Consider the following 22,679-nt stretch of genomic DNA (forward strand, 5'->3'; position numbering starts at 1 on the left):
GGGAATCAGGCTTCCGCCCGCATCCCGTTCGCCTGGTGCACCGCCAGCGCCGTCAGGTTGACGATGCCGCGCGCCGTCACGCTCGGCACCAGCACATGGATCGGCTTGTTCATGCCGAGCAGGATCGGCCCCACCTGCAAGCCATCCGCCGCCGCCTTCACCAGGTTGAAGGCGATATTGGCGGAATCGAGGTTGGGGAAGACCAGCAGGTTGGCGGTGTCGGAAAGCCGGCTGTCCTGCACCGCGCGGGCGCGAATGGCCGGCACCAGCGCGGCATCGCCATGCATCTCCCCATCCACCTCCAGCCCGGGCTCGCGCGCCCGGATCAGCGCCAGCGCGTCGCGCATGGTCTTGGCGGTCGGCGCATTGGAGCCGCCGAAGGAGGAATGCGACAGCAGCGCCACCCTGGGCGTGATGCCGAAAGCCTGCACCTGTTCGGCGGCGAGGCAGGTCATCTCGGCGATCTGCGCCGCGGTGGGCTCCACCAGCAGATGCGTGTCCACAAAGAACAGGGTGGCATTCGGGACGATGACCGCGGAAAGCGCATAGACGCGGCCCTCATCGGGGCGCTTGCCGATCACGTCATAGGCGTAGTGCCATTGCCGCATCCAATTGCCGCTGCCGCCGCAGAGCGCCGCATCCACCAGCCCGGCTTCCAGCAGCAGCGCGGCGGTGACAGTCGGGCGGGTGCCGACGCGCCGCGCCGCTGCCTCGGGCGGCACGCCGCGGCGACCGACCTTGGCCTGATAGAGCGCGATCAGCGGCTCGACCTGCGCGCGGTCCTGCTGCGGGTCGATCACCTGCACGGATTGCGCGAGGTCCATGCGCAGGCCCATCGCCTTGACCCGCGCCTCGATCACCGCGTGGCGGCCGATCAGCACCGGCTCGGCGATGCCCTCGTCCAGCACGGTCTGCACGGCGCGGAGCGTGCGCTCGTCCTCGCCCTCGGAATAGACGACCTTGCGCGGCGCCCGGCGGGCCGCCTCGAACATCGGCCGCATCAGGTAGCCGGAGCGGAAGACGAAGCGCTCCAGATCGCGCCGATAGGCGGCGAAGTCCGCGATGGGCCGGCGGGCCACGCCGCTTTCCATGGCGGCCCGCGCCACCGCGGGGGCGATCTCCAGGATCAGCCGGGGGTCGAAGGGCTTGGGGATGATGTAGTCGGCGCCGAAGATCGGGGCATTGCCGCCATAGGCCGCCGCCACCACCTCCGACGCCTCGACCCGTGCCAGGGCGGCGATGGCGTCCGCCGCCGCCACCTTCATCGCCTCATTGATGGCGGTGGCGCCGGCATCCAGCGCGCCGCGGAAGATGAAGGGGAAGCAGAGGACATTGTTGACCTGGTTCGGGTAGTCGCTGCGCCCGGTCGCGACGATCGCATCCGGCCGCGCGGCCCGCACGGCTTCCGGCAGGATCTCCGGCTCCGGATTGGCCAGAGCCAGCACCAGCGGCTTCGGCGCGAGCTTGGAAAGCCATTCGGGCTTGAGGACGCGCGGCGCCGAGAGGCCGAGGAAGATATCGGCGCCTTCCAGCACCTCCTCCAGCGTTCGCGCCTCGGTCTTGCGGGCATAGCGCGCCTTGTAGGGGTCCATCATCTCGGTGCGGCCCTCATGGACCACGCCCTTGATGTCGCAGACGGTCACGTTCTCCCGCCGCAGCCCCATGGCGCAGAGCAGGTCGAGGCAGGCCAGCGCCGCGGCGCCGCCCCCGGTATTGACCAGCTTCACATCCTCCAGCCGCTTGCCCTGCAGCAGCAGCCCGTTGCGCACCGCGGCGGCGACGATGATGGCGGTGCCATGCTGGTCGTCATGGAAGACCGGGATGCGCATGCGCTCGCGGAGGCGCCGCTCCACCTCGAAGCATTCGGGGGCCTTGATGTCCTCCAGGTTGATGGCGCCGAAGCTCGGCTCCAGTGCCGCCACCACCTCGATCAGCCGATCGGGGTCGCGTTCCTCCACCTCGATGTCGATGGAATCGATGCCGGCAAATTTCTTGAAGAGGACGGCCTTGCCTTCCATTACCGGCTTCGAGGCCAGCGCGCCGATGGCGCCGAGCCCCAGCACCGCCGTGCCATTGGTGACAACGGCCACCAGGTTGCCGCGCGTGGTGAGGTCCCAGGCGGCATCGGGATCGGCGGCGATGGCCTCGCAGGCCGCCGCCACCCCCGGCGAATAGGCCAGGCCCAGGTCGCGCTGCGTCGCCATGCGCTTCGTGGGCTCGATGGCCAGCTTCCCCGGCCGCGGCAGCCGGTGATAGTCGAGCGCGGCCTTGCGGAAATCCTCGTCCATCGGCACCTCCGTATCGGGGGAGCATAGGCGAGGCGCGCGCCGGGCGCGATGCCCCGCGGGCGCCGCCCCGGGGCAGGGCCGATAAGGACGGGGAATCAGGGGATTGGTGCGGTCGAGAAGATTCGAACTTCCACGGGGTTTCCCCCACCAGCACCTCAAGCTGGCGCGTCTACCATTCCGCCACGACCGCAGCCCGGCCGTGGGAACGACCGGAGGCCGCGCGTATAGCCGATGATCCCGAGCCCTTCAATGCACCGCGCGCAGATGCCGGCCCCGGAATGGAGGATCGCCGAGGGGCTGACCCCCTACCCCGAGGCCCTGGCCGCGATGGAGGCCCGGGTCGCCGCCATCCGGGCCGGCACCGCCGGCGAACTGGTCTGGCTTGTGGAGCACCCGCCGAGCTATACCGCCGGCACCTCCGCCACGCCCGAGGGGCTGGTCGATCCCCGCTTCCCGGTCTTCCAGGCCGGGCGCGGCGGGCAATGGACCTATCACGGTCCCGGCCAGCGCACCGCCTATGTCATGCTGGACCTGGCGCAGCGCGGCCGGGACGTGCGGGCCTATGTCCATGCCCTGGAGGAATGGATGATCCGCGCCCTCGGCCGCTTCAACGTGAAGGGAGAGCGGCGGGAGGGCCGCGTCGGCATCTGGGTGGCGGACCCGGCCCGCGGCACCGAGGACAAGATCGGCGCCATCGGGGTGCGCGTCACCCGCTGGGTGAGCTGGCACGGGATCGCGCTGAACGTGGACCCCGATCTCGGCCATTTCGGCGGCATCATCCCCTGCGGCATCAGCGGGCATGGCGTGACGAGCCTGCACCGACTCGGCATCCCGGCGACCATGGCGGAGGCGGATGCGGCGCTGCTGGCGGCCTGGACGGAGGCGTTCGGGTAGCGCCGCCCGCCGTCACGGCAGGCGATTGTTGCGCCAGGGCGCCGGCAGTTGCGCCTGCGGGCAGTAGTGGTAGCGCTGGCTGCTGCCGTCGGCGACGAGGGTATAGGCCTCCGGCCCGGCGGGCAGGATGCGGCTCTGCCCCGTCATGCGCTCGCCACCGCGGATGTCCTGGCAGGTCTCGGTGATGTCGTAGGCCTCGCCCTGGCGCCGCACCCGCGTGATGCGGCACTCGGCCTGGGAGACGTTGAAGCCGCGGCCGGTGAAGAGCAGCAGCTCCGCGTTGCTGGCCCGGGCGCAGGGGGTGCCCTCCGGCAGGTAGAAGCCCCGCCGCAGCGGCAGGGCATCCCCGCCCGTGCCTTGCGCGCCCGCCGCGCCGGCCATCCCGGCCAGCAGCAGCACGGCCAGGCCGATGATGGTCCGCATCCCTGGTCCCTCCCTATTCCACCCGCGCCCCGCTGTCCCACGCCGCCTGCGCCCAGATCGGCGCGTCATGCCGCAGTTGCGCGGCGAATTCCTCCGGCCCGAGGCCGGTCGCCAGCAGCCCCATCACCGCCAGGCGCTCGCGCCCCTGTGGCGTCCGCACCACGCCGAGCACCGCATCGGCGAAGCGCCGGACGATGGCGGGCGGCGTCCCGGCGCGCATCGCCAGGCCGTTGAAGCCCAGGATTTCCAGCCCGCCGCCGAAGCCGCGTTCCTTGAAGGTCGGCACACCGGGCAATGACGCGATCCGCTGCGTGCCGGTCACGGCCAGCGCCCGCAGCCTGCCGTCCTGGATCAGCGGCACGCTCACCGCCTCGTCATTGATGGAGAGGAAGGCGTGGCCGGCCACCACATCCTGCACCGCCGCGGCGGAGCCGCGATAGGGCACGTGCGACATCCGCACCCCCGCCGCCTTCTCCAGCATCGAGCCATAGAGGTGGGAGGCGGAGCCGATGCCGAAGGAGGCATAGGAGAGCTCGCCGGGCCGCTGCCTGGCGAGGGCCAGCAATTCCTCCAGGGAATTGATGCCGCGATCCGGCCGCACCGTCAGCACCAGCGCCGCGGTGCCGAATTGCACCACGGGGGTCATGTCGCGGAAGGTTTCGTAGGGCGGGCCCGGATGGATCACCGGATTGATGAGGGTGGTCGAGGCATTGACGTAGAGCACGGAATAGCCGTCTGCCGGCGCCGCCAGCACGGCCTGGGTGCCGATGATGCCCTGCGCGCCGGCGCGGTTCTCGATGATGATCGGCTGCGGCAGCACCGGGCGCAATTGCTCGGCCAACCAGCGCGCGACCACATCGGTCTGCCCGCCGGGCGGATAGGGGGGCGACCAGACGGAGCGGCCGGTCCGGCCAGGCAGCGGCCGCATTCGGCGATTGCGCCGCGGCGGGCAGGGCGAGACCGGCAAGCAGACCAGGCAGGGCGCGGCGACGGAAATCCATGGGCATCCTCCCCGGAGCCTCTCAGGGGCTCCCTGGGACGATGCTGCCGCAGCGGGAGTGGCTTGCCCAGCGAAAGCGCCGGGTCAGGCGTCCTCGCCATCGCTCGCGGCCGCCTCGGGCCGCACCGCGGCATCGCTGGCGATGCGCCAGCCGGATTCGCGGTAGCGGGCCAGCGTCAGTTCGTGCCGGTCGTTGCCGTGCTCCTCCAGCACCTGGCCGGAGGGGTCGAGCACCAGGGTGCCACGGTCATCGGTGCGGACCGTGATCCGGTCCGTACCCGTCTTCTGCAAACACGTCTCCCGCATGCGAGCCTCCTGCCTGGCAGGGGGCGCAACGCGGCATGGCGCCGGAGGTCGCCAGGGGCCGCCCGGATCAGGCTGGCCCCAGGCGCTTTCTCAGCGCGCCGCCTGGCGGGCGCTGCCGCCGCGGATCGGCTCCGCCGCGCCATCGCGGAAATCGCCTTCCCGCCAGGAACGGTCCCGGCGCGGCGCCTCGGCGGCGGCCGGCATGGCGCGGCGGCGCGTGCCGTCCCCGCCCTCGCCGGCCCGCTGCGGCGCCTGGCCACGCGGCTGCTGCGACCGGCCAGGCTGGCCCTGGCGCGGCTGGCCATGCCCGCCGCCCGGGCCGCCACGACCCCGCCCGTTCCCCTGCTTCGCCGGACGCACGCCGCGGAGCTGCGCCGGCCGGACCAGCGGCGCGGATTTGTCGTTGCGGAGATCCTCGGCCGGGATCGACTGGCGAATCAGCTTCTCCACCGCCCAGAGCTTCTCGATCTCCTCCGGTGCGCAGAGCGCCACGGCCTCGCCGGAAGCGCCGGCGCGGGCGGTGCGGCCGATGCGGTGGACATAGGATTCCGGCACATCGGGCAGGTCGTACTGCACCACATGCGTCACCCCATCCACGTCGATGCCGCGGGCGGCGATGTCGGTGGCGACCAGGATCGGCGCCTCGCCGGTGCGGAATTCCAGCAGGGCCCGCTCGCGCTGGCCCTGGCTCTTGTTGCCATGGATGGCGTTGGCGGCGAGCCCGTCCTGGTCGAGCTGCTTCACGATGCGGTCGGCACCGTGCTTGGTGCGGGAGAAGATCAGCGCCCGGCCGACCCCCTCGGCGCGCAGCATGGTGGCGAGCAGGCCGCGCTTGCGCCCGGCCTCCACATGCACGACGCGCTGCGCCACGCGCTCCGCCGTGGTGGCGACGGGCGCCACCTCGACCCGCGCCGGGTCCTGCAGCAGGTCGCCGGCCAGGCGGCCGATCTCGTTCGGCATGGTGGCGCTGAAGAACAGCGTCTGGCGCTGTCGCGGCAGGGCCGGGATCAGCTTGCGGATGGCCGGCAGGAAGCCTGCATCCAGCATCTGGTCCGCCTCATCCAGCACCAGCACCTCGACCCGGTCGAGCCGGGCGGTGCCGGAGGCGAGATGGTCGAGCAGCCGGCCCGGCGTCGCCACCACGATATCGACGCCCATCGAGAGGGCGCGGCGCTGCGGCCCATGCGGCACGCCGCCGAAGACGGTGGCGACCGAAAGGCCGAGATGCTTGCCATAGGTGCGGAAGCTGTCGGCGATCTGCGAGGACAGCTCGCGGGTCGGGCTCAGCACCAGGGCGCGGCAGCCGCCGCGCGGCGGGCGGCCGCCCTTCTCGTTCAGCCGGTGCAGGATCGGCAGGGCGAAGGCGGCGGTCTTGCCGGTGCCGGTCTGGGCGATGCCCAGCAGGTCGCGCCCGCCGAGCACGGTGGGGATGGCCTGGGCCTGGATCGGGGTGGGGGTGGAGTAGCCGGCCTCCTCCAGCGCGCGCATCAGGGGCGCGGCGAGGCCGAGTTCGGAGAAAGATGTCACTTGGAACAATAATCCCAGTCGCGCGGCAGCAGGCGCCGGTTGCGCGAAACGCCGCGGGTTTCAGATGGAGACCCCGCGTGGCTGGGCCATTCCGGAAGGAAGCGTCGCGTGGCCCGGCAGTTCGGCTCGCCCCGGGCTGGCCACGAGGGCCGGATCATCCGGGGGGCCGCTCACGCGGCCGGGGCACCGCCGGCACGCAAGGCAACCGGCCCCGACAAGATGCGCCTTCGCATCTGCGAAAGCAAGCCCCGGTTGCGCAACGGCCGCGGAATCCTGCCGATGGATGCGCCCCGGATCAGACGATCTTCACCCAGTCCGAGAGCTTGTGCAGGAAGTCGTTCTTGTCCATGCCCTCGATGCGGATCGTGTCCTCGCCGATGGTGATCAGCGTGTATTTTGCGCCGTTCATCCCGATGCCACCGGTGACATGGCTGGCGAGGTCGGCGGGCTTGCAGATGCCCGATCCGTTCACGTCATGCGCCAGCCAGAGCTGATCGCCCTTGCTCAGATCGGTGATGATGTCATGGCCGAAGTTGCTGTCGAACAGGAAGGCGTCGTTGCCGTTGCCACCCATCAACTGGTCGTCGCCGCCGCCGCCGATCAGCGTGTCATTGCCATTGCCGCCCCAGAGGAGGTCGGCGCCTCCGCCGCCGCTCAGCAGGTCGTTGCCGTTGCCACCCATCAGGAGGTCCTGGCCGCCACCGCCGTACAGCAGGTCGTTACCCTCACCGCCATCGAGGAGGTCAGCGCCATCGCCGCCATCGAGCGTGTCGTTTCCGTTCCCTCCCAGCAGCAGGTCATTGCCGCCGCCGGCCGCGATGTGATCGTTGCCATTGCCGCCGGAGATCGCGTTGTCGCCGGAACCGGCATCGATCCAGTCATTGCCGGAACCGGCATCGATCCGGTCATCGCCGCCACCGCTGCGGATCACGTCATCGCCGCTGCCCATGGCGATCCGGACATCATTCGGATTCCCCGCAGCATCGACGATGCCAGAGCCGGAACTATGCGCCCTGTCGAGGAAGATACCCGCAGATTCAATATGATAGTAGGCATCGGCATGGGAGGGGACGGCATCCAGGCCCATCACCTCGCTGCCGCCGATCAGGGACGCGAAATCACCCATGGCCCGCACCTCGAAAAAGGATCAGGTGCCGGAGCACCTTTCTGATGCCCATTCCTCAACCATAAGTTGTCGTAACGCTACTCTCGCGTGCATACAGAGACAATTTATTACATTGGTGGCAAGAGAACCTTAAGTATTACAACCAAAAGTGGCGTCGGACGACCTATCCACATCCCAGGGGCTTGTCTCCTGCCGGCCGGTTCACGTCCTCCGCTGCGCCTCCGGACGACCGGGCGCTCAGACCGAAGGCCATCGCCGGAAGCCCGGCTCCTCCGGCACCTCAGCGAAGCTCTCCTCGATCCGCTCGACCCGCGCCAGCGCCGGGCCGCGGCGGCAGGCCGAGAGCAGCGCCTGCACCAGCGGCTCCGGGCCGGCGACCACCGCCTCCACCCGACCGTCGCCGCGGTTGCGCACCCAGCCGGAGAGGCCGAGCCGCATTGCCTCGCGCAGCAGCCAGTCGCGGTAGCCGACGCCCTGGACCCGCCCCTCGATCAGCAGATGCCGTGCATTCACGCGCGCTCTCCGCAGCATCGTCCCGGCCCGCCGCCCGCGGGCCCTGTCAGTCGCGCGAGAGTGCCACCAGCCGGGCGGCCAGCGCCACCTCCCGTGCGATCCGCTCGCGCCGCGCTGCGGCCTCCGCATCGGTGCCCCAGAAGGCTTCCTGGTAGGTTTCATCCAGCACCGCCAGCCGGTGCGCCTCCTCCGCCTCCAGCCGCCCCTGCACCACCGCCAGCCCCAGCACCAAGCTGCCCAGGCTCGGCACCAGCACACCAAGCGCCGTGAGTTCGGTCGCCGTGCAACCCGCCGCCACGCGGCGGAGCGCCGCCAGCGCCATTGGCTCCTGCGCCACTGGCATCAGCCCGGTGGTGACGCGCAGCGGCGCGTCGTGCTGCAGCGCCGCCCAGTCGAGCAGCGGTTGCCAGGAGGCCGCCTCCAGCGCCGCCAGCCGCGGGTCCTCGGACCGGTAGCAGAGCAGGTCGGTCTCGGCATATTTCGCCAGCCCCTCCACCTGCGGCGCCGGGTCCGGCGCGATCCGCTCCTGTGCGGTGCCGGCGAGTCGGGTCAGCGGCAGGTCGGCGGCGGTGAACTCCCCATCCCTGGCGCCACCGGCTGCCTGCCATTCCTCGGCGATGGCCCGGGCCAGCGACGCCGCCGCCACCACCAGCGGCGTGCCGCCCGGCAGCCGCACCGGGCGGCCATCCAGCGCCACGCCGAAGCCATCCGGCTGTTCGGTGACCTCGGCCCTGTCCCAGAAGCGCTTCATCCCCCTACCTCCCGCGGCCGAAGAGGCCACGCAACAATTCCTGCGCCGGCGCCTGGAATTCGCGCGGCACGCTCCGCTCCAGCACCTCGCCCGCCACCGCCCCCGCCGCCGAACCCTCCGCCCGGCTCCAGTCGAGCCGCGGTGCGCCGAGGGTGCCGGTCAGCGGCACTGGGGCACGGATGCGCAGGCCCTGCGGCACCCCGGGGATCGGCAGCCGGAGATCGGTATCGAGGCGGATCGCCAGGCTCTCGTCGCGCAGGCTGATCGTGCCCTCCCCCGTCACCCGCCCCAGGTTGGTGGCGATGTCCAGAACCTGGGTCCGGGCGATGCCGGCTTCCACCGCGAATTGCGCCCGCGCGCCGCTGATGGTCAGGTTGTCCACCGGCAGGGGCACGCCCTGGGCAAGCTGCGCCGGCAGCAGCCCCGGCGGCAGCCGCACCTCCGCCAGGCCGAGATGCAGGAAGCCATGCGACCCCGCCGCCACCGCGCGCAGCCCGCGCCCCTGGCCGCGCAGGTCGGCATTGAGGTCGAGCCGGCCGCTCGGCCGCCGCGCCACGCCGAAGGCGCCGAGCAGCGCGTCGAGGTCGAGGCCGCTGCCCTGCGCCGCCACCTGCACGGTCGGCGGATCGGTGGTGACATCCGCCGCCCCGCGCAGGGTCACGCGCCCGCCCGGCAGGGTGGCGGCCAGGGGATCGAGCCGCGCCCTGCCGTCCTGGATGGCCAGCGCCATCTCCACCTGCCGCCAGGTCACGCCGCGCAGCACCATCTCGGCCACCGTCCAGCGCAGGTCACTGTCGGTGACCCGCAGGGCCTCCAGCGGCAGGGGGAGATCCGGGATCACGCGATGGTCGGCCGCCGGCGCGGCCAGGGGAGCCGGTGCGGGTGCCGGTGCGGGCGCGGGCACGGCGGGCCGGGCGGATGCCAGGGCCAGCAGCGCATCGAGGTCCAGCCGTTGCGACTGGAGCTGCCCCGCCACCCCCTGCCGCTGCCCGATCACATAGGTCAGATCCCCCCGCCAGGTCGCCGGCGCTCGATGCGGCACGGAGGCCGCGCAGGAAGGCGCCGCCCTGGAAGCCGGGCCCGCGTTCGGCAAGCCGGGTATCCAGCGCCACATCCCGGAGCGGCGGCAGCGCCGCCCCGCCCGCCAGCGGCGCCAACGCGGCCAGGTCCGGCACCCGCAGCGCAAGGGCGAGGTCGATGCCGCTCAGCCCCCGCGGATCGGCGATGCCGCCCCGCAGGCTGGCGGTGGCCTCGCCCGCGCCGGCCGTGAGGTCGAGCGGAAAGTTCTGGCCGGCGGCCGCGCCCGGCAGCAGCAGCGCCGGCGCGCCAAGCGTGCCGGCAAGCCGGAGCGGCAGCGCCCCGGCCTGCGCCGCCGCCTCCAGCGCCAGGGGCTGGTCCTGGCGTGGCAGGGTGACGAGCAGCCTTTGCAGCCGCAGCCCCGGCAGCAGCGCGTTGAGGTCGCTCTCGCCGGCCGTGAGCCGGAGATCGGCGACCTCCGGCCAGGCGCCACCCGCTTCCGCGAGCCGTGCCGAGAGCGCCAGGTCGCGCAGCGGCGGCAGCGGCGCATCCGGCAGCAGCGGCGCCAGCCGCGCCAGGTCCGGCACCGCCGCCGTCACCGCCACCTGCCAGCCCTTCGCCTCGCGCGGCCGGGCGATGCCGCCTTCCACCGTGAGCCGCGCGCCTTCCGCGGCCAGCGCCAGGCGCAGCGGCCAGGGGGCAGCGTCAGGCTCGGGCGCCGCCAGCCTGGCCAGCGAGCCGGTCTCGCCTTGCAGGGTGAAGGGCACCCCGTCCAGCGCCAGGGCACCGTCCAGCCGCAGCGGGCCGCCGCTGCCCGATTCCTCCGTCTCCAGCCGCGAAATGGTCAGCGCCCGGGTGCGGCCGGTCTGGCCGTCCCGATAGGCGATGCGGCCCTCGGTGATGCTCAGCCGTTCCACCGCCACCGCCAGCGGCCGGGCCGCCTCCTCCGGGGTGGTGGCCGGCGCCGCACCATCCGCCGGGGCTGCCGGCGCCGCGGCCGGGGCCGGGGTGAAGGCCCAATTGGGCCGGCCCTCGGCATCCGTCTCTAGCAGGATATCCGGCGCCACGAGCACCAGCCGCCGCACCTCCACCCGGCGGGAGAGCAAAGGCAGCAGCGCCATCTGCACCTCCACCCGCCGCGCCGTGGCCATCTCCGGGCGCGAGCCGCCCGGCATATTGGCCAGCGCCACATCCTGCAGCGTCACGGTCGGCACCAGCGAGAGCTTCAGCCCGACCGGCCCGGCCAGGGTGAGCCGGCGCCCGGTCGCCTGTTCCACCGCGGCCGCGATGCGGGGCTTCTGCGCCTCCGGGTCGAAGCTCGCATAGAGCACCGCCAGCGCCGCCACCGGCAGCAGCAGCAGCACCGCCAGCCCGATCAGCAGCCAGCGCAGCCAGCGGCGGCGGGGCGGTTGGGGTGGTGGCTTGGACATGCGCGTCTCCGGACGGTTGCGGCTTGGCCGGGACCGCGATCGGCCCGGCTGCCGTCAGGCTGCGGTGCGGCCACCTCCCGGCGACCAATTCTGCCGCCCGCACCGGGACCGCCCTGCGGCAGCGGTACGGGCGCCAATGGCCGGCATCGCCTGGGGGGCGTTCCGGCGGGACGATACCGGCCTAACGCCGCGGCCCCGGATTCAGCCGCCGGGCCTTGGGCGTGCGCGGCGCCTCGAAGCCGAAGAAGCCGAAGGTCTCGCGCATATGCGGCGGCAGCGGCGCCGCCACCTCCAGCACCCCGCCATCCGGATGCGGCAGGCGGAGGGAGCGGGCATGCAGGTGCAACTGCCCCGGCAGCCCCTCCAGATGCGCGGCCGAGCCGCCGTATTTGCCATCGCCCAGGATCGGGTTGCCCAGCGCCTCGGCACAATGGACGCGAAGCTGGTGGGTGCGGCCGGTCACCGGCTTCAGCTCCAGCCAAGCGGCGCGCTGCTTCACCGCATCGAGGGTGCTGAAGTCGGTAATGGCGCGGGCGCCCTCGGCGGGGTCGTCCACCGCCGTGGTGCGCTCGCCGCGCGGGCCGCTCTGCCGGGCCAAAGCAAGGTCGATGCGGCCGGCCGGCACCGCGGGCTCGCCGACCACCACGGCCCAATAGGTCTTCTCCACCTCGCGCTCCCGGAAGACCCGGGCGAGTTGCGCCGCGGCCTGGACGGTGCGGGCCAGCAGCAATACCCCGGAGGTGTCCTTGTCCAGCCGGTGCACCAGGCGCGGCCGCTCCTCATAGCCGAAGCGCAGCGCGTCCAGCATGGCGTCCAGGTTGCGGTGGATGCCGGGCCCGCCCTGCACCGGCAGCCCATGCGGCTTGTCGAGCACGATCACGCTGTCGTCGCGATGGATCACCATCCGCTCCAGCTCGCGCGCATCGCGTTCATCGACCGGGCGCTGGCCGGGCGGCGCCGGCGGCGGCCCCTCCGGCAGGGGCGGGACCCGGACCTCCTGGCCCGCGGCGAGCCGGGTATTCGCCTCCGCCCGCCTGCCATCCACGCGGATCTGGCCGGTGCGCAGCATTTTCTGCAGGGCACCCTGGGTCAATTGCGGAAAATGCCGGCGGAACCAGCGGTCGAGGCGGGCATCCGCCTCCGCCGCCGCCACGGTGCGGTGCTGAATGGTCATGGTGGAAGAAGCCTTAGCACCAGGAATAGGCGAAAGGGAAAAGCCCGCTCCCGAGTGAACCATGCAGCGTCCCGTGCGTCTTGCCCCCCTGTCACGTCACAGGATTGGGAGACAATCGTGCGAGGGATGCGGGTACTGGCCATCGGTGCGGCTCTGGCGATCACCAGCCTGGCGGGCTGCGACCAGCCCCTGGTGCCGACCGCCGAGGCCGGGCCACGGCAGCACCGCAGCCAGCAGGGCGAGGCTTCCTATTACGGGCCGCAATTCCACGGCCGCCGCATGGCCAATGGCGAGCGTTTCGACCGGAACTCGAATTCCGCGGCGCATCGCAGCCTGCCGCTCGGCACCACGGCCCGGGTGACCAACCTTGAGAATGGCCGCAGCGCGATGGTCAAGGTGGAGGATCGCGGCCCGCATGTGCGCGGCCGGATCATCGATGTCAGCCCCCGCACCGCGGAGCGGCTCGGCATGAAGGAGGACGGCACCGCCCCGGTGCGGGTGACGCCGGTGGACGTGCCGGAGCGTGTGGCGCAGCAATAGCCGCCCGCCCTGGCGGCGACCGGATGGAGAACGGGCCGATGGCCATGCACCGCTACATCGTGGAATGCGGCATCCCCGGCATCGAGAGCTTCACCGAGGAAGGGTTGCGCGCCACGGCCATCGGCCTCTGCGACGCCCAGCGAGCGATCGGACCCGGTATCGAGTGGATCGAGAGCTTCGTCGCGGAGGGCAGGATCTATGGCCACTACCGCGCCACCGATGAGGCGGTGCTGCGCGAGCACGGCCGCCGCATGGGGCTGCGGGTGGACCGCATCTCCAAGGTCCATGCCAGGCTGGACCCGGGCATGGCGGACGGCTCGCGCCTGGCCTGAGGCCGGCGCGATCGGGCCTAATCCGGCCGGATGTTCAGCCGGGCGAGCAGCGCGCCGAACCGTGCATGGTCCTCCCGCAATTGGCGCGCGAAGACCTCTGCCCCGCCGCCCAGCGGCTCCAGCCCGGCGTCGAACCTTTCCGCGAAGCCGGGCGTCGCCAGCACGGCCGCCAATCCCGCCTCCAGCCAGGCCAGGATCGGCGCCGGCAGGCCGCGCGGCGCCAGCAGGCCGAGCCAGGGATTGGCGAGGTCGAGACCCGGCAGCGCCTCCGCCAGGGTCGGCACCCCGGGCAGGGCGGGATTGCGCCTGGGGCCGTTCCAGAACAGCGCGCGCAACCGCCCGTCGAGGATCGCCGGCAGGGTCACGCTGGCCGCGTCCATCGTCACCTGCACCCGTCCGGCCAGCAGGTCGGCGAGACCGGCCGCGCTGGTGCGATAGGGCACGTGCTCCAGCGGGGCATCGAGCGCCGATTTCAGCAATCCCATATTGAGATGCGGCAAGGTGCCGCTGCCAGCCAAATAGTAGAAGACCGGCCCGGCGCGCCGGGCCTGCGCGGCCAGTTCCTCCAGGTTGCGGGCCGGCAGCGCGGGATGCACCGCCAGCGCCCCGCGGGTGACCGCGACCAGCCCGATCGGCGCCAGGTCGGCCAGCGGGTCGTAGCCGACCTGGCCGCGTTGCAGATGCGGCGTGACCGTCATCGCCGCCATCGCCGCGAGGACCAGCGTATGCCCATCCGGCGCCGCGCGGGCCACCGCGGCGACCCCCAGCGTGCCGCCCGCGCCCGGCAGGTTCTCCACCACCACCCTTTGCGGCCAGCGCCGCGAGAGGGCCTCGGCCAGCAACCGACCCAATTGGTCCGTGACATTGCCGGCGCCATAGGGAACGACCAGGCGCACCGGCCGCTGCGGGAAGCCCTGCGCCAGGGCCCTGCCGGCGGTGGTGGCTGCGACGGTGGCCAGCAGGCCGCGGCGGCGCCAGGGAGCCGCCGGCCTCACTGCACCGCCCCCGCGGCCCGCAGCGCGGCGATCTCTGCCGGCGCATAGCCGAGCCCGGCAAGCACCGCCCCGGTATCCGCGCCCAGCCGCGGCGCCGCGGCGCGCGGCACCGGCGCGGCGCCATTGATGCGGAAGGCGGCGCCGAGCACCGCATGCCCGGCCCCGCCGGGCGGCGCATTCGGATCCGGCACATGCCCCGTGAAGCCCGGGCTGCGGCGATAGGGCCCATCGAGGAAGGCCGCCAGGCTGCGCACCGCGGCGGCCGGCACGCCGGCGGCGGCCAGCAGCGCCTCCCATTCCTCCGAGCCGCGGCCGGCGAAGGCGCCCTCCAGCGCGGCGGCGAGGCGCGGCGTGCCGCAATCGCGCAGGATGGCATCCGGCGAGGCGGGGCGCAGGCGCAGCCAGTCCGGCGCGGTGGCCAGTTCGGGCCGGCCGAGCATGCGGGCCAGCGCCTCGAATTGCGCCAGCGTATTGGCCGCGACGGCGAGCCAGCCATCCGCGGTGCGGAAGACGTTGCCGCCGGGGCTCGCGGCGAAGGCGCCATTGCCGATGCGGGACGGCGCGGCGCCTTCCATCAGGTAGCGGCTGGCCGGCGCCGACATCAGCGCCAGCGCCGCATCGGCCATCGAGATGTCGAGCACGATCGGCCCGGTGTCGCCGGCGCGCCGGCGCATCAGGCCGGCCATCACCGCCAGCGCCCCGGTCAGGCCCGCCGCCATGTCGATCGCCGGGAAGCCCACCTTCACCGGCGGCGCCGCGGGATCGCTGCCCTGCAGCCACATCATCCCCGTCGCGGCCTGCATCACATGGTCGTAGCCGGGCCGGCCGGCATGGTCGCCGGCCTGGCCCCAGGCGGAGACGGAGGCATAGACGATCCGCGGGTTCAGCGCCGCCACGCGCTTCGGCTCGAAGCCGAGCCCCGCCATCTTGCCGGGGCGGAAATTCTCCAGGAACACATCGGCGGTCGGGATCAGCCGCTCCAGCACCGCCCGGCCGCCGGGTTGCGCCAGGTCGAGCGCGATCGCGCGCTTGCCCGCATTCACGCCCTGGAAGGCGGCGGTCACGCCACCCTGGGCGGGCCGCGTTTCCATGTCGCGGATCGCATCCCCGACCGGGGGGCTTCTCGATCTTGATCACCTCGGCGCCAAGCAGCGCCAGGTGGTAGGTCGCATAGGGCCCGGCCAGCACATGCGAGAGATCGAGCACCCGCACACCCGCGAGCGGGCCGGCGGCGGCGGCGGCATCGGACATGGCGTTTCCTCCCTGCCGCGGCATGCTGCCCCGGCGCCGGCGACACGGCCAGGGCCCGCCCGCCTGGGCCGGTGGCGCGCCGGACGACGGAGCGGGGCGCCACCCCGGCAAGCGGTTCCGGGCCTGTTGCCCAAGGGGAATTGACCGCACCCCTCCTTTCACATGGATATTATTTTCTGAGGCATCGGATGAGTGCGGGAATGACCATGCGGTCCATGATCCGGCCCGCCCCGGGCCAAGCCCCGCAAGCCTGGCTCCCGCGGCGACGGAAGCCCCCGGGATGGCCTGCCGCGCCACGGGCGGCAGCGCCCCGCGGATCAGCGTGGCGGCATCCGGTATTCGACGACCGGGTTGCCGTCACTGTTGCCGACCACCACCGGCCAGAGGCCATGCGCGGCGCTCCCGCCGAGGGCTGCCGGTTCGGGCAGGGTGTACCGGCGGAGGCCGGGCGGCAGCGGCGTGGTCGGGGCGATGCCCGGATCGGGCCGCGGCATCATGGCGCCCGTCGTCTGGACGGTATTGCTGCGAGCCTCCTGCGCGAAGGCGCGGGGCAGCATGGCCAGCGAGCCGAGGACCAGGGCAGCGCCGGCCAGATCGCACATGCATCCCATGGTGATGTCTCCCTCGCCTTGCGGGGCGGCGGCATTTGCCCACCCCTAGTAGAAGAGCTTCAGCAACACGGCCTCGACCGCGACGAGGAAGCCGAGGATGTAGGCCACGCCGGCCAGGTTCAGCAGGAACTCGGCCATCTCCTCAATGTCGGGGCGCTTCCACTGGGTCATGTCGGCCTCCGCTTCCTGCCATCCCTGGCAGGCCGGAGACTGCGCCCCTCGCGCCCCGGGGGATGTGCGCGCGCGCACGGCCCGAAGCGGCGGTGCCGCTGAGGGATGGCGGCCATGGCGGATGCCGCGCTGCTGGGCCGGATCGGCTTCTTCGCCGGCGCTGAGCCGAAGCGGCTTGCCGAGGCGGCGGCGAGTGCCAGCCTACTCACCGTGGCGCCCGGTGCGGTGGTGCTCGATTTCGGCGAGGACAGCAGCGATGTCTTCGCGATCGTCGAGGGCGCGGTGCGCGTCGTGGTGCGCGCGCCGGATGGCGAGGAGCTGGTGCTCGGCGATCTCGGGCCGGGCGAGCTGTTCGGCGAGATGGCCGCCATCGACGGCGCGCCGCGCTCCGCCAATATCACCGCGCTCTACCGGACGGTGCTCTGCCGGCTGCCGGCCGAGGCCTTCCTCGCGGTGGTGCTGCACAGCCCGGCGCTGGGCCGGCGCCTGCTGCACCAGCTCGCCGAGCGGATCCGCGCCAAGGACGAGCGCATCCTGGAGCTGGTGACGCTGCCGGTGCGGCTCCGGCTCTGCGCCGATCTGCTGCGGCTGGCGCGGCCGCGGGGCGATGGCATGCTGGTGCTGAGCCCGCCCCTGCAGCAGCATATCCTGGCCGCCCGCATCGGCGCGCGCCGCGAGGCGGTCTCGCGCGAATTGGCGGCGCTCGGCCGCAGCGGGCTGGTGGAGAGCGGGCCGCGGGCCATCCTGCTGCGCGACCCGGCGCGGCTGCGGGCCATGGTCCAGGCCGGCCGCGAGGGCACCGCCGCGCAGCGCGACGGGGAGGAAAGGCAGGATGCGGCCCGCCCGCCGCAGCCTCGGTAGGCGGCACCGGGACGCAACCGCGAATCGGGAGGCCAGAGGATGGGTTTTGCCGAGAAGGCGCTGTCGCGGCAGGTGCCGGGGAGCATCCGCCGCGACGTCACGCTGCCGCGCCGGCAGCACTGCCACGCCTCGCCGGAGGATTGGCGCGACGAGATCCTCTACTTCCTCCTGGTGGATCGCTTCAGCGACGGGCAGGAGGGCGGGCGCCCCCTGCTCGACCGCGGCGACCTCGCTGCGGCGCGCCCGCGGCCCGGCGGCGGGTCCTGGCGCTGGGACCAATGGGCGGCCTCGGGGGCGGAACGCTGGCAGGGCGGCAACCTGGCAGGCGCCCGGTCGAAGCTCGACTACCTGCAAGCTCTGGGCGTGACCGCGCTATGGATCAGCCCGGTCTTCCAGCAGCGGCGCCACCTCGACACCTATCATGGCTACGGCGTGCAGGATTTCCTCGAAATCGACCCGCGCCTCGGCACCCGGCAGGACCTGGTGGAGCTCTGCGCCGCGGCGCATGGCCGGGGCATGCGCGTCATCCTCGACATCATCTTCAACCACACGGGCAGCAACTGGATCTATCCGGAGGCCACTCCGGGCGGCGCCTGGCGGCCGCGCTACCTGCCGCGCGGCGCCTATGCCTTCGGCGCCTGGCTCGATGCCGAGGGGCGGCCGATGGCCGGCACCGCCTTCGGGCGCGACGACGCGGCCTGGCCGGAGGAGCTGCGCAATCCGGATGCCTATACCAGGGCCGGGACCGGCGACCTCGGCGCCGGCGACCTCGCCGATCCCGAGGCCGAGCACAAGCGCACGGATTTCGAGATCCTGCGCGACCTTGCCCTCGGCCATGCCGGGACGCTGGAGAACCTGGCGGCCTGCTTCAAATACTGGATCGCGCTGACCGACTGCGACGGCTTCCGCATCGACACGCTGAAGCATGTTGCCGTCGAGGAGGCACGGAATTTCTGCGGCACCATCCGTGAATTCGCCGCCAATCTCGGCAAGCTGAATTTCCTGCTGCTCGGCGAGGTGGCCGGGGGCGATTCGGCAGAGAATTTCTACCTCGATGCGCTGGAGCGCAATCTCAGCGCCGCGCTCGATATCGGCGAGATGCGGATCGCCCTGAACCAGGTCGCGAAGGGCCTCGCGCCGCCAGGCGACTATTTCGACCGCTTCGATCCCGGCCGCACGGTGATGGGGTCGCACCGCAACCTCGGCGACCGCCACGTCTCGGTGCTGGATGACCACGACCATGTCTTCGGCCAGAAGCTGCGCTTCTCCGCCGAGGCGGCGAGCAACCATCAGGTGGTGGCGGGCGTCGCGCTGCAGATGTTCACGCTCGGCATTCCCTGCATCTATTACGGCACCGAGCAGGCATTCGCCGGCCCGGAGCCCGCCGAGCGCCGCTGGCTGCCCGGCTGGGGCGGGTCCGACCGCTACCTGCGCGAGGCGATGTTCGGGCCGGAGCACCCGCGACGCAGCGGCGCCGAGGGCATGCGGCCCGCACCGGAATGCCTCGACCCGGAGCTGCCCGGCTTCGGCCCCTTCGGCACCGCCGGCCGCCACTGCTTCGATGCGGCGCATCCCGCCTTCACGCGCATCGCGGCCTGTGCGGCGCTGCGGCGGGCGCTGCCGGTGCTGCGCCATGGCCGGCAGTATCTTCGCCCGCTCTCGCTCTTCGGCGGACCCTTCGGCGCATCAGGGGCGGGCGAGTTGGTCGCCTGGTCGCGCATCCTCGATGACGAGGAGGCGCTTTGCGTCCTCAATGGGCATGGCACCGCGGCGCGGGGCGGCGATGTCCTGGTGGATGCCAGACTCAACCCGCCGGGCAGCGGGCTGACGGTGGTGCTCAATACGGCCGAAGCGGGAACGGCCGGCCCCTTCGGCGGCCCGCATCCCCAGGGCTCCGTCCTGCCGGTCCGCCGGAGGCCGGATGGCACCGCCCATGTCGAGATCCGCGACCTGCCGCCCTCGGAAATCCTGGTGCTGGCAAATCGCCCCGAGCCGCAGGAGGGTTCGGTCGCCGAAGGTCTATAGCCGGGGCGCCGCTTCAGCGGCAGTCCAGCACCCGCACGTCATAGACCGGGTGTTCCAGCATGCTGACAGCGGGCGCATTGGCGAACATCCAGCCGCGGAACACCACCTGCTGCCCGGCGGCGCGGCGGCTGTCGCCAATTTCGAGGTAGGCCGCGGCATCCGGCACCTCGTCCGGCGGCCGGGCATTGCAGGCCGTGACCAGGATGCTGAGCGTGCCGAATTGCGCCGGCTGCCCCACGGTGGCGCGCAGCACGGAAACCCGGGCCGTCACCTTGTCCAGCAGCTGCAATTCGGCCACCGGCCGCGGCACCCAGCCCTGGGCCAGTGCCGGTGCCAGACCGGGCAGCGACAGCAACGCCGCCAGCGCGGCGCGCCTCATACCAGCGGCCGATTTCATCGACCCCTGGTATGCCTTTTTCCTACCCTCAATCGCCGGGCGCAAACCTCCGGTTTGCTTGGCTTCGCGCCACTTGGCGCGGGCGCCGTTCGGCGCCTCGGACCGGTCATTGGACCGGTCCGTTGGTATCAGACCCCGGGACACCGCCCTCATGCTCCGGGGGGCCGCTTCGGGCTCGGCAGGGCGGCGACCAGCTCAGCCAGGATGCGGCGCATCGCCGCTTCCTCCACGCCCATCAGCACCGCATCCTCGAAGGCGTCGCGCAGCACCTGCGCGGCCTCGCGGTGGTTCTCGGCCAGGACCTTCAGCTTTTCCCGGCAGGAGACCGGGCTGCCATCCGTCCCCGGCCAGAGGGCGGGAGGGTCCAGCATCATCGCACCGCGGCCGGTGCGCCGGCCCCCTGGTTGCTGCCCGGCTGGCCCTGCCCTCCCTGGCCCTGGTTCGGTTGCGTGTTCATCTGCGTGACCGAGAAGATGAACCGGCCGAGCAGCGATTCAAGGCTGACCGAGCCCTGGGTCTCGGTGATCTGCCCGCCATCGGCCAGGAACCGTTCGGACCCACCCGGCACCAGCGAGACGTATTTGCCGCCCAGCAGCCCCTCGCTGGTGATCTCGGCCGAGGTGTCGGTCGGCAGCTTCAGGCTGCGGTCGACGCGCAGGGTCAATTGCGCGGCGAAGATCTCCGGGACGATCCGGCTGCTGGTAACGGTGCCGACCTTGACCCCGGCGATCCGCACATCGGCGCCGTTGGAGAGGCCGTCGATCCGGTCGAAATTGGCGCGCAGCAGGATGCCGTCCGCATTCACCGCGCCGTGGCCGCTATGCAGGATGGCATAGGCCAGGAAGCCCGCGGCCACGGCCAGGATGACCGCGCCCGTCGCCACCTCCATCAGGCTGCGCCCCTTCACGCCGTCAGGCTCCGCGACCCGTGCTCAGGAACCGGGACGTCACGAGCCAGGGGTCCAGGCCTCGTAATCGCCGCCGGTCACGCGCCTGGTGCCGCCGACATAGTCATGCCCCAGCGGCCGGTATGAATCCGCCGTGCCGGTCAGGTTCGGCAGGTGCTCCTGCTGCCAGGGGTAGCGCTTCCCCTCCGGCAGTGGCGCGGCTGTCGTGTGGTGCAGCCAGGCATGCCATTCCGGCGGCACGGCGGTGGGGTCCGCGGCGCCGGCATAGACCACCCAGCGGCGCGGCCGGTCGTAGATCGGCTGGTTGCGCCGGCTTTCGAAATAGACATTGCCGAACCGGTCGGTGCCGGCCTTGCGGCCACTGAGGCCCGAGGTGAGGCGAAACAGGAAGGACATGGGGGCGGAAACGCTCCTTCGGGACCGCCGATCCGGCGGGCTGCCGGCCTGGCCGGGCGGCGGCGGACCATCGCACAGGCCCGCCTTTGGCGCAAAGAGGACGGTGGCGGAGTGATATCCACAGGATGTTGCGTCCCTGGCCCTCCCAGACCACCAAATACGGCTTCCCCCGGCCGGGAGGGGACCGTAGCATCCCCCCATGGCACCGATCCAAGGCACCTTGTGGGAAGGGGTTCCGCTGCGCCGTACGCGCGCCGGCGCCGATCCCGACGCCCTGCCCCGTCCTGTCGCCCTGCCGCTCGGCTGGGAGGAGGAAGCCGCCGCCGCGCTGGCGGCGCTGGTCCCTGGCCAGGGACCAGCCGCCCTGCCCCGCGCCGCCGAGTCCTGGATCCAGCGCGCGCTCCGCGCCGGCCAGCGCGCCGGGGTGCTGGACGCGGCCGGCGCCGCCGATCTGGCGGAGGCGCTGCGCGCCCTGCTGCTGACCCGGCGCGGCGCCCCGGGCGCCGAGGTCTGGCGCAACGACGCGAAGGCCGAGTCCCGCTTCGTCCTGAACCTGCCCGCCTTCCTGGAGCCCGAGGGCGGTTTCGACCTGGAAGCCTATGCCGAGGCCTGCGGCACCGGCATCCGGCTACTGGACTGCTTGGCCGGCGCGAAGTCACCGCGGCTGCGGCTTGGCTTCGCCGACCTGGCGGGGCTGCTGGCCGGCCTTGGCCTAGCCTATGACAGCCCCGGCGGCCGCGCCACCGGCGCCGCCATCGCGGCGCTGACCCTTGGCGCGGCGGAGGCCGAATCGGGCCGGATCGCCGCGCGACTCGGCGCCCGTGAACCCGTGGCGCTGTTCTGGCCGGCGCCGCCCGCGGAAACCCCGGTGCCCGGCCTCGCCGCCGCCGCCCGCGCCGCACTGGATGCCGCCGCCGCCGCCCCGGGCCTCCGCCATGCCGCGCTGCTGGCCCTGGCCATGCCGGATGCCGCCGAGGCGCTGCTCGGCGCCGAGACCGGCGGCATCGCCCCCGCCGCCAGCGCCACCCGGGCACTGACCACCGACTCCGGCGGCATCGCCGAGGTGCCGAGTCGCGCCGCGCTGCGTGCCGGCCAGGCCTTCCCCGGCCGCATCGCCGAATTGCTGGCCCCGGTGCCCGAACCGGCGCGGCAGGCGATGTGCGGCGCGGTCATGGCCTTCCTGCATGCCGCCCCGCCCGCGCCGCTCGCCCTGGCCGGCCCGGCGCAGCCGGCGCCGCGGCCGGTGCCGATGCGCCGCCATGCCGGCACCACCCTGCATGTCTCGGTCGGCGGGCATCGCGCCGCGCTCCGCACCGCCGAGGATGCCGAGGGCCGGTTGCTGGAGATCGCCTTCAGCCTCTCCAAGGAGGGTGCCGCCTATCGCAGCCTGATGGACGGCTTCGCCCAGGCCGTCTCGCTCGGCCTGCAACGGGGCGTGCCGCTGGCCGATTACGTGGAGGCCTTCGCCTATACCCGCTTCGGCCCGGCCGGCGCGGTGGAGGGCGACCCGGCCATCCCGCGCGCCACCTCGGTGCTGGACTGGGCCTTCCGGCGGCTGGCGCTAGACTATCTCGGCCGCCGCGACCTGCCGCAGCCCTCGGAGGAGGATTGCGCGCCGGATACGGTGGGCAGCGCGATGCAGCAGGCGCCGCTGCTGCCGCTCGACCTGCCGGCGCTGCCGGTGGCCAGCCCGCGCGGAAGGCGGCGGTCCTTGCGGCTGGTCGGCTGACACAGGGAGACAGGG

General features: G+C 72.8%; 23 protein-coding genes, 1 tRNA gene and 2 pseudogenes. 6 read left to right on the forward strand and 20 right to left on the reverse strand.

Annotated features, from left to right (window positions below; all coding sequences use genetic code 11):
• Window positions 1-5: 5 nt before the first annotated feature.
• Window positions 6-2,288, reverse strand: coding sequence for an NADP-dependent malic enzyme (locus KSF81_RS21095; RefSeq protein ID WP_217380628.1), 2,283 nt, complete (start codon window positions 2,286-2,288; stop codon window positions 6-8).
• 104 nt (window positions 2,289-2,392) lie between these two features.
• Window positions 2,393-2,478 (reverse strand) — tRNA-Leu (locus tag KSF81_RS21100).
• A gap of 59 nt (window positions 2,479-2,537) precedes the next feature.
• Between KSF81_RS21100 and lipB the strand changes: the two genes are divergently transcribed.
• On the forward strand, window positions 2,538-3,182 hold the full coding sequence (gene lipB, locus KSF81_RS21105) for a lipoyl(octanoyl) transferase LipB (RefSeq protein ID WP_254453662.1): 645 nt from the start codon (window positions 2,538-2,540) through the stop codon (window positions 3,180-3,182).
• 12 nt (window positions 3,183-3,194) lie between these two features.
• On the opposite strand, the gene KSF81_RS21110 is transcribed toward lipB, so the two are convergent.
• From KSF81_RS21110 to KSF81_RS21155, 10 genes and pseudogenes are all read right to left on the reverse strand, one after another.
• Window positions 3,195-3,605, reverse strand: a complete 411-nt coding sequence (locus KSF81_RS21110; protein ID WP_217380629.1) for a hypothetical protein — start codon at window positions 3,603-3,605, stop codon at window positions 3,195-3,197.
• A gap of 13 nt (window positions 3,606-3,618) precedes the next feature.
• Complete coding sequence (locus tag KSF81_RS21115) at window positions 3,619-4,533, reverse strand: tripartite tricarboxylate transporter substrate binding protein (protein WP_217380630.1); 915 nt, start codon at window positions 4,531-4,533, stop codon at window positions 3,619-3,621.
• Window positions 4,534-4,689: 156 nt separating this feature from the next.
• Window positions 4,690-4,911 (reverse strand): hypothetical protein, encoded by a 222-nt coding sequence (locus tag KSF81_RS21120; RefSeq protein WP_217380631.1) that lies wholly within the window; start codon window positions 4,909-4,911, stop codon window positions 4,690-4,692.
• Between the two features lie 90 nt (window positions 4,912-5,001).
• The gene (locus KSF81_RS21125; RefSeq protein ID WP_217380632.1) at window positions 5,002-6,438 is read right to left on the reverse strand and encodes a DEAD/DEAH box helicase; all 1,437 of its coding nucleotides are present in this window, start codon (window positions 6,436-6,438) and stop codon (window positions 5,002-5,004) included.
• 295 nt (window positions 6,439-6,733) lie between these two features.
• Window positions 6,734-7,525 carry a calcium-binding protein gene (locus tag KSF81_RS21130; protein WP_217380633.1) on the reverse strand — a complete coding sequence of 264 codons (792 nt, stop codon included), beginning with the start codon at window positions 7,523-7,525 and terminating at the stop codon, window positions 6,734-6,736.
• A 276-nt stretch (window positions 7,526-7,801) separates the two neighbouring features.
• Window positions 7,802-8,077, reverse strand: coding sequence for an acylphosphatase (locus KSF81_RS21135; protein ID WP_217380634.1), 276 nt, complete (start codon window positions 8,075-8,077; stop codon window positions 7,802-7,804).
• Window positions 8,078-8,123: 46 nt separating this feature from the next.
• A complete protein-coding gene (locus KSF81_RS21140; protein WP_217380635.1) occupies window positions 8,124-8,828 on the reverse strand; it encodes an ATP12 family protein in 705 nt (234 codons plus the stop codon).
• A gap of 4 nt (window positions 8,829-8,832) precedes the next feature.
• Window positions 8,833-9,942 (reverse strand): AsmA family protein, encoded by a 1,110-nt coding sequence (locus KSF81_RS21145; RefSeq protein WP_254453663.1) that lies wholly within the window; start codon window positions 9,940-9,942, stop codon window positions 8,833-8,835.
• A 718-nt stretch (window positions 9,943-10,660) separates the two neighbouring features.
• Window positions 10,661-11,275, reverse strand: a pseudogene (locus KSF81_RS30250) (AsmA family protein); the annotation flags it as partial.
• 181 nt (window positions 11,276-11,456) lie between these two features.
• On the reverse strand, window positions 11,457-12,449 hold the full coding sequence (locus KSF81_RS21155) for an RluA family pseudouridine synthase (RefSeq protein ID WP_217380637.1): 993 nt from the start codon (window positions 12,447-12,449) through the stop codon (window positions 11,457-11,459).
• Window positions 12,450-12,575: 126 nt separating this feature from the next.
• Between KSF81_RS21155 and KSF81_RS21160 the strand changes: the two genes are divergently transcribed.
• Window positions 12,576-12,989, forward strand: a complete 414-nt coding sequence (locus KSF81_RS21160) for a septal ring lytic transglycosylase RlpA family protein (RefSeq protein WP_217380638.1) — start codon at window positions 12,576-12,578, stop codon at window positions 12,987-12,989.
• A 38-nt stretch (window positions 12,990-13,027) separates the two neighbouring features.
• Window positions 13,028-13,321, forward strand: coding sequence for a nickel-binding protein (locus KSF81_RS21165; RefSeq protein ID WP_217380639.1), 294 nt, complete (start codon window positions 13,028-13,030; stop codon window positions 13,319-13,321).
• A 17-nt stretch (window positions 13,322-13,338) separates the two neighbouring features.
• Here KSF81_RS21165 and KSF81_RS21170 read toward each other — a convergent pair whose 3' ends face one another.
• The 4 genes and pseudogenes from KSF81_RS21170 to KSF81_RS30985 form a co-directional block, all read right to left on the reverse strand.
• Window positions 13,339-14,316: a tripartite tricarboxylate transporter substrate binding protein gene (locus KSF81_RS21170; RefSeq protein ID WP_217381801.1), complete on the reverse strand. Its 978-nt coding sequence runs from the start codon at window positions 14,314-14,316 to the stop codon at window positions 13,339-13,341.
• Window positions 14,313-15,591: pseudogene (locus KSF81_RS21175) on the reverse strand (CaiB/BaiF CoA transferase family protein). Before KSF81_RS21175 ends, KSF81_RS21170 begins: the two are co-directional and overlap by 4 nt.
• Before the next feature lie 293 nt (window positions 15,592-15,884).
• On the reverse strand, window positions 15,885-16,178 hold the full coding sequence (locus KSF81_RS21185; protein WP_217380641.1) for a hypothetical protein: 294 nt from the start codon (window positions 16,176-16,178) through the stop codon (window positions 15,885-15,887).
• 45 nt (window positions 16,179-16,223) lie between these two features.
• Window positions 16,224-16,349, reverse strand: a complete 126-nt coding sequence (locus KSF81_RS30985) for a hypothetical protein (protein WP_256444276.1) — start codon at window positions 16,347-16,349, stop codon at window positions 16,224-16,226.
• Between the two features lie 114 nt (window positions 16,350-16,463).
• On the opposite strand from KSF81_RS30985, the gene KSF81_RS21190 reads away from it, so the two are divergent.
• Together KSF81_RS21190 and KSF81_RS21195 are read left to right on the forward strand one after the other, a co-directional pair.
• Window positions 16,464-17,210 carry a Crp/Fnr family transcriptional regulator gene (locus tag KSF81_RS21190; protein ID WP_217380642.1) on the forward strand — a complete coding sequence of 249 codons (747 nt, stop codon included), beginning with the start codon at window positions 16,464-16,466 and terminating at the stop codon, window positions 17,208-17,210.
• A gap of 39 nt (window positions 17,211-17,249) precedes the next feature.
• On the forward strand, window positions 17,250-19,235 hold the full coding sequence (locus KSF81_RS21195; RefSeq protein ID WP_217380643.1) for an alpha-amylase family glycosyl hydrolase: 1,986 nt from the start codon (window positions 17,250-17,252) through the stop codon (window positions 19,233-19,235).
• Between the two features lie 13 nt (window positions 19,236-19,248).
• Here KSF81_RS21195 and KSF81_RS21200 read toward each other — a convergent pair whose 3' ends face one another.
• The 4 genes from KSF81_RS21200 to KSF81_RS21215 all read right to left on the reverse strand — a co-directional run bounded on the left by KSF81_RS21200 (window position 19,249) and on the right by KSF81_RS21215 (window position 20,935).
• Entirely contained in the window at window positions 19,249-19,614 is a 366-nt protein-coding gene (locus KSF81_RS21200; protein ID WP_217380644.1) for a DUF2155 domain-containing protein, read from the reverse strand.
• Between the two features lie 167 nt (window positions 19,615-19,781).
• A complete protein-coding gene (locus KSF81_RS21205; protein ID WP_217380645.1) occupies window positions 19,782-20,006 on the reverse strand; it encodes a hypothetical protein in 225 nt (74 codons plus the stop codon).
• The gene (gene mlaD, locus KSF81_RS21210; protein WP_217380646.1) at window positions 20,003-20,539 is read right to left on the reverse strand and encodes an outer membrane lipid asymmetry maintenance protein MlaD; all 537 of its coding nucleotides are present in this window, start codon (window positions 20,537-20,539) and stop codon (window positions 20,003-20,005) included. Before mlaD ends, KSF81_RS21205 begins: the two co-directional genes overlap by 4 nt.
• 39 nt (window positions 20,540-20,578) lie before the next feature.
• Window positions 20,579-20,935 (reverse strand): NADH-ubiquinone oxidoreductase subunit NDUFA12 family protein, encoded by a 357-nt coding sequence (locus KSF81_RS21215; RefSeq protein WP_217380647.1) that lies wholly within the window; start codon window positions 20,933-20,935, stop codon window positions 20,579-20,581.
• A gap of 199 nt (window positions 20,936-21,134) precedes the next feature.
• Between KSF81_RS21215 and KSF81_RS30990 the strand changes: the two genes are divergently transcribed.
• On the forward strand, window positions 21,135-22,664 hold the full coding sequence (locus tag KSF81_RS30990; protein ID WP_217380648.1) for a TSCPD domain-containing protein: 1,530 nt from the start codon (window positions 21,135-21,137) through the stop codon (window positions 22,662-22,664).
• The last annotated feature ends 15 nt before the right edge of the window (window positions 22,665-22,679 follow it).

This window comes from Siccirubricoccus sp. G192, from assembly GCF_019084075.1.
In the GTDB taxonomy this organism is placed as follows: Bacteria; Pseudomonadota; Alphaproteobacteria; order Acetobacterales; family Acetobacteraceae; genus G192.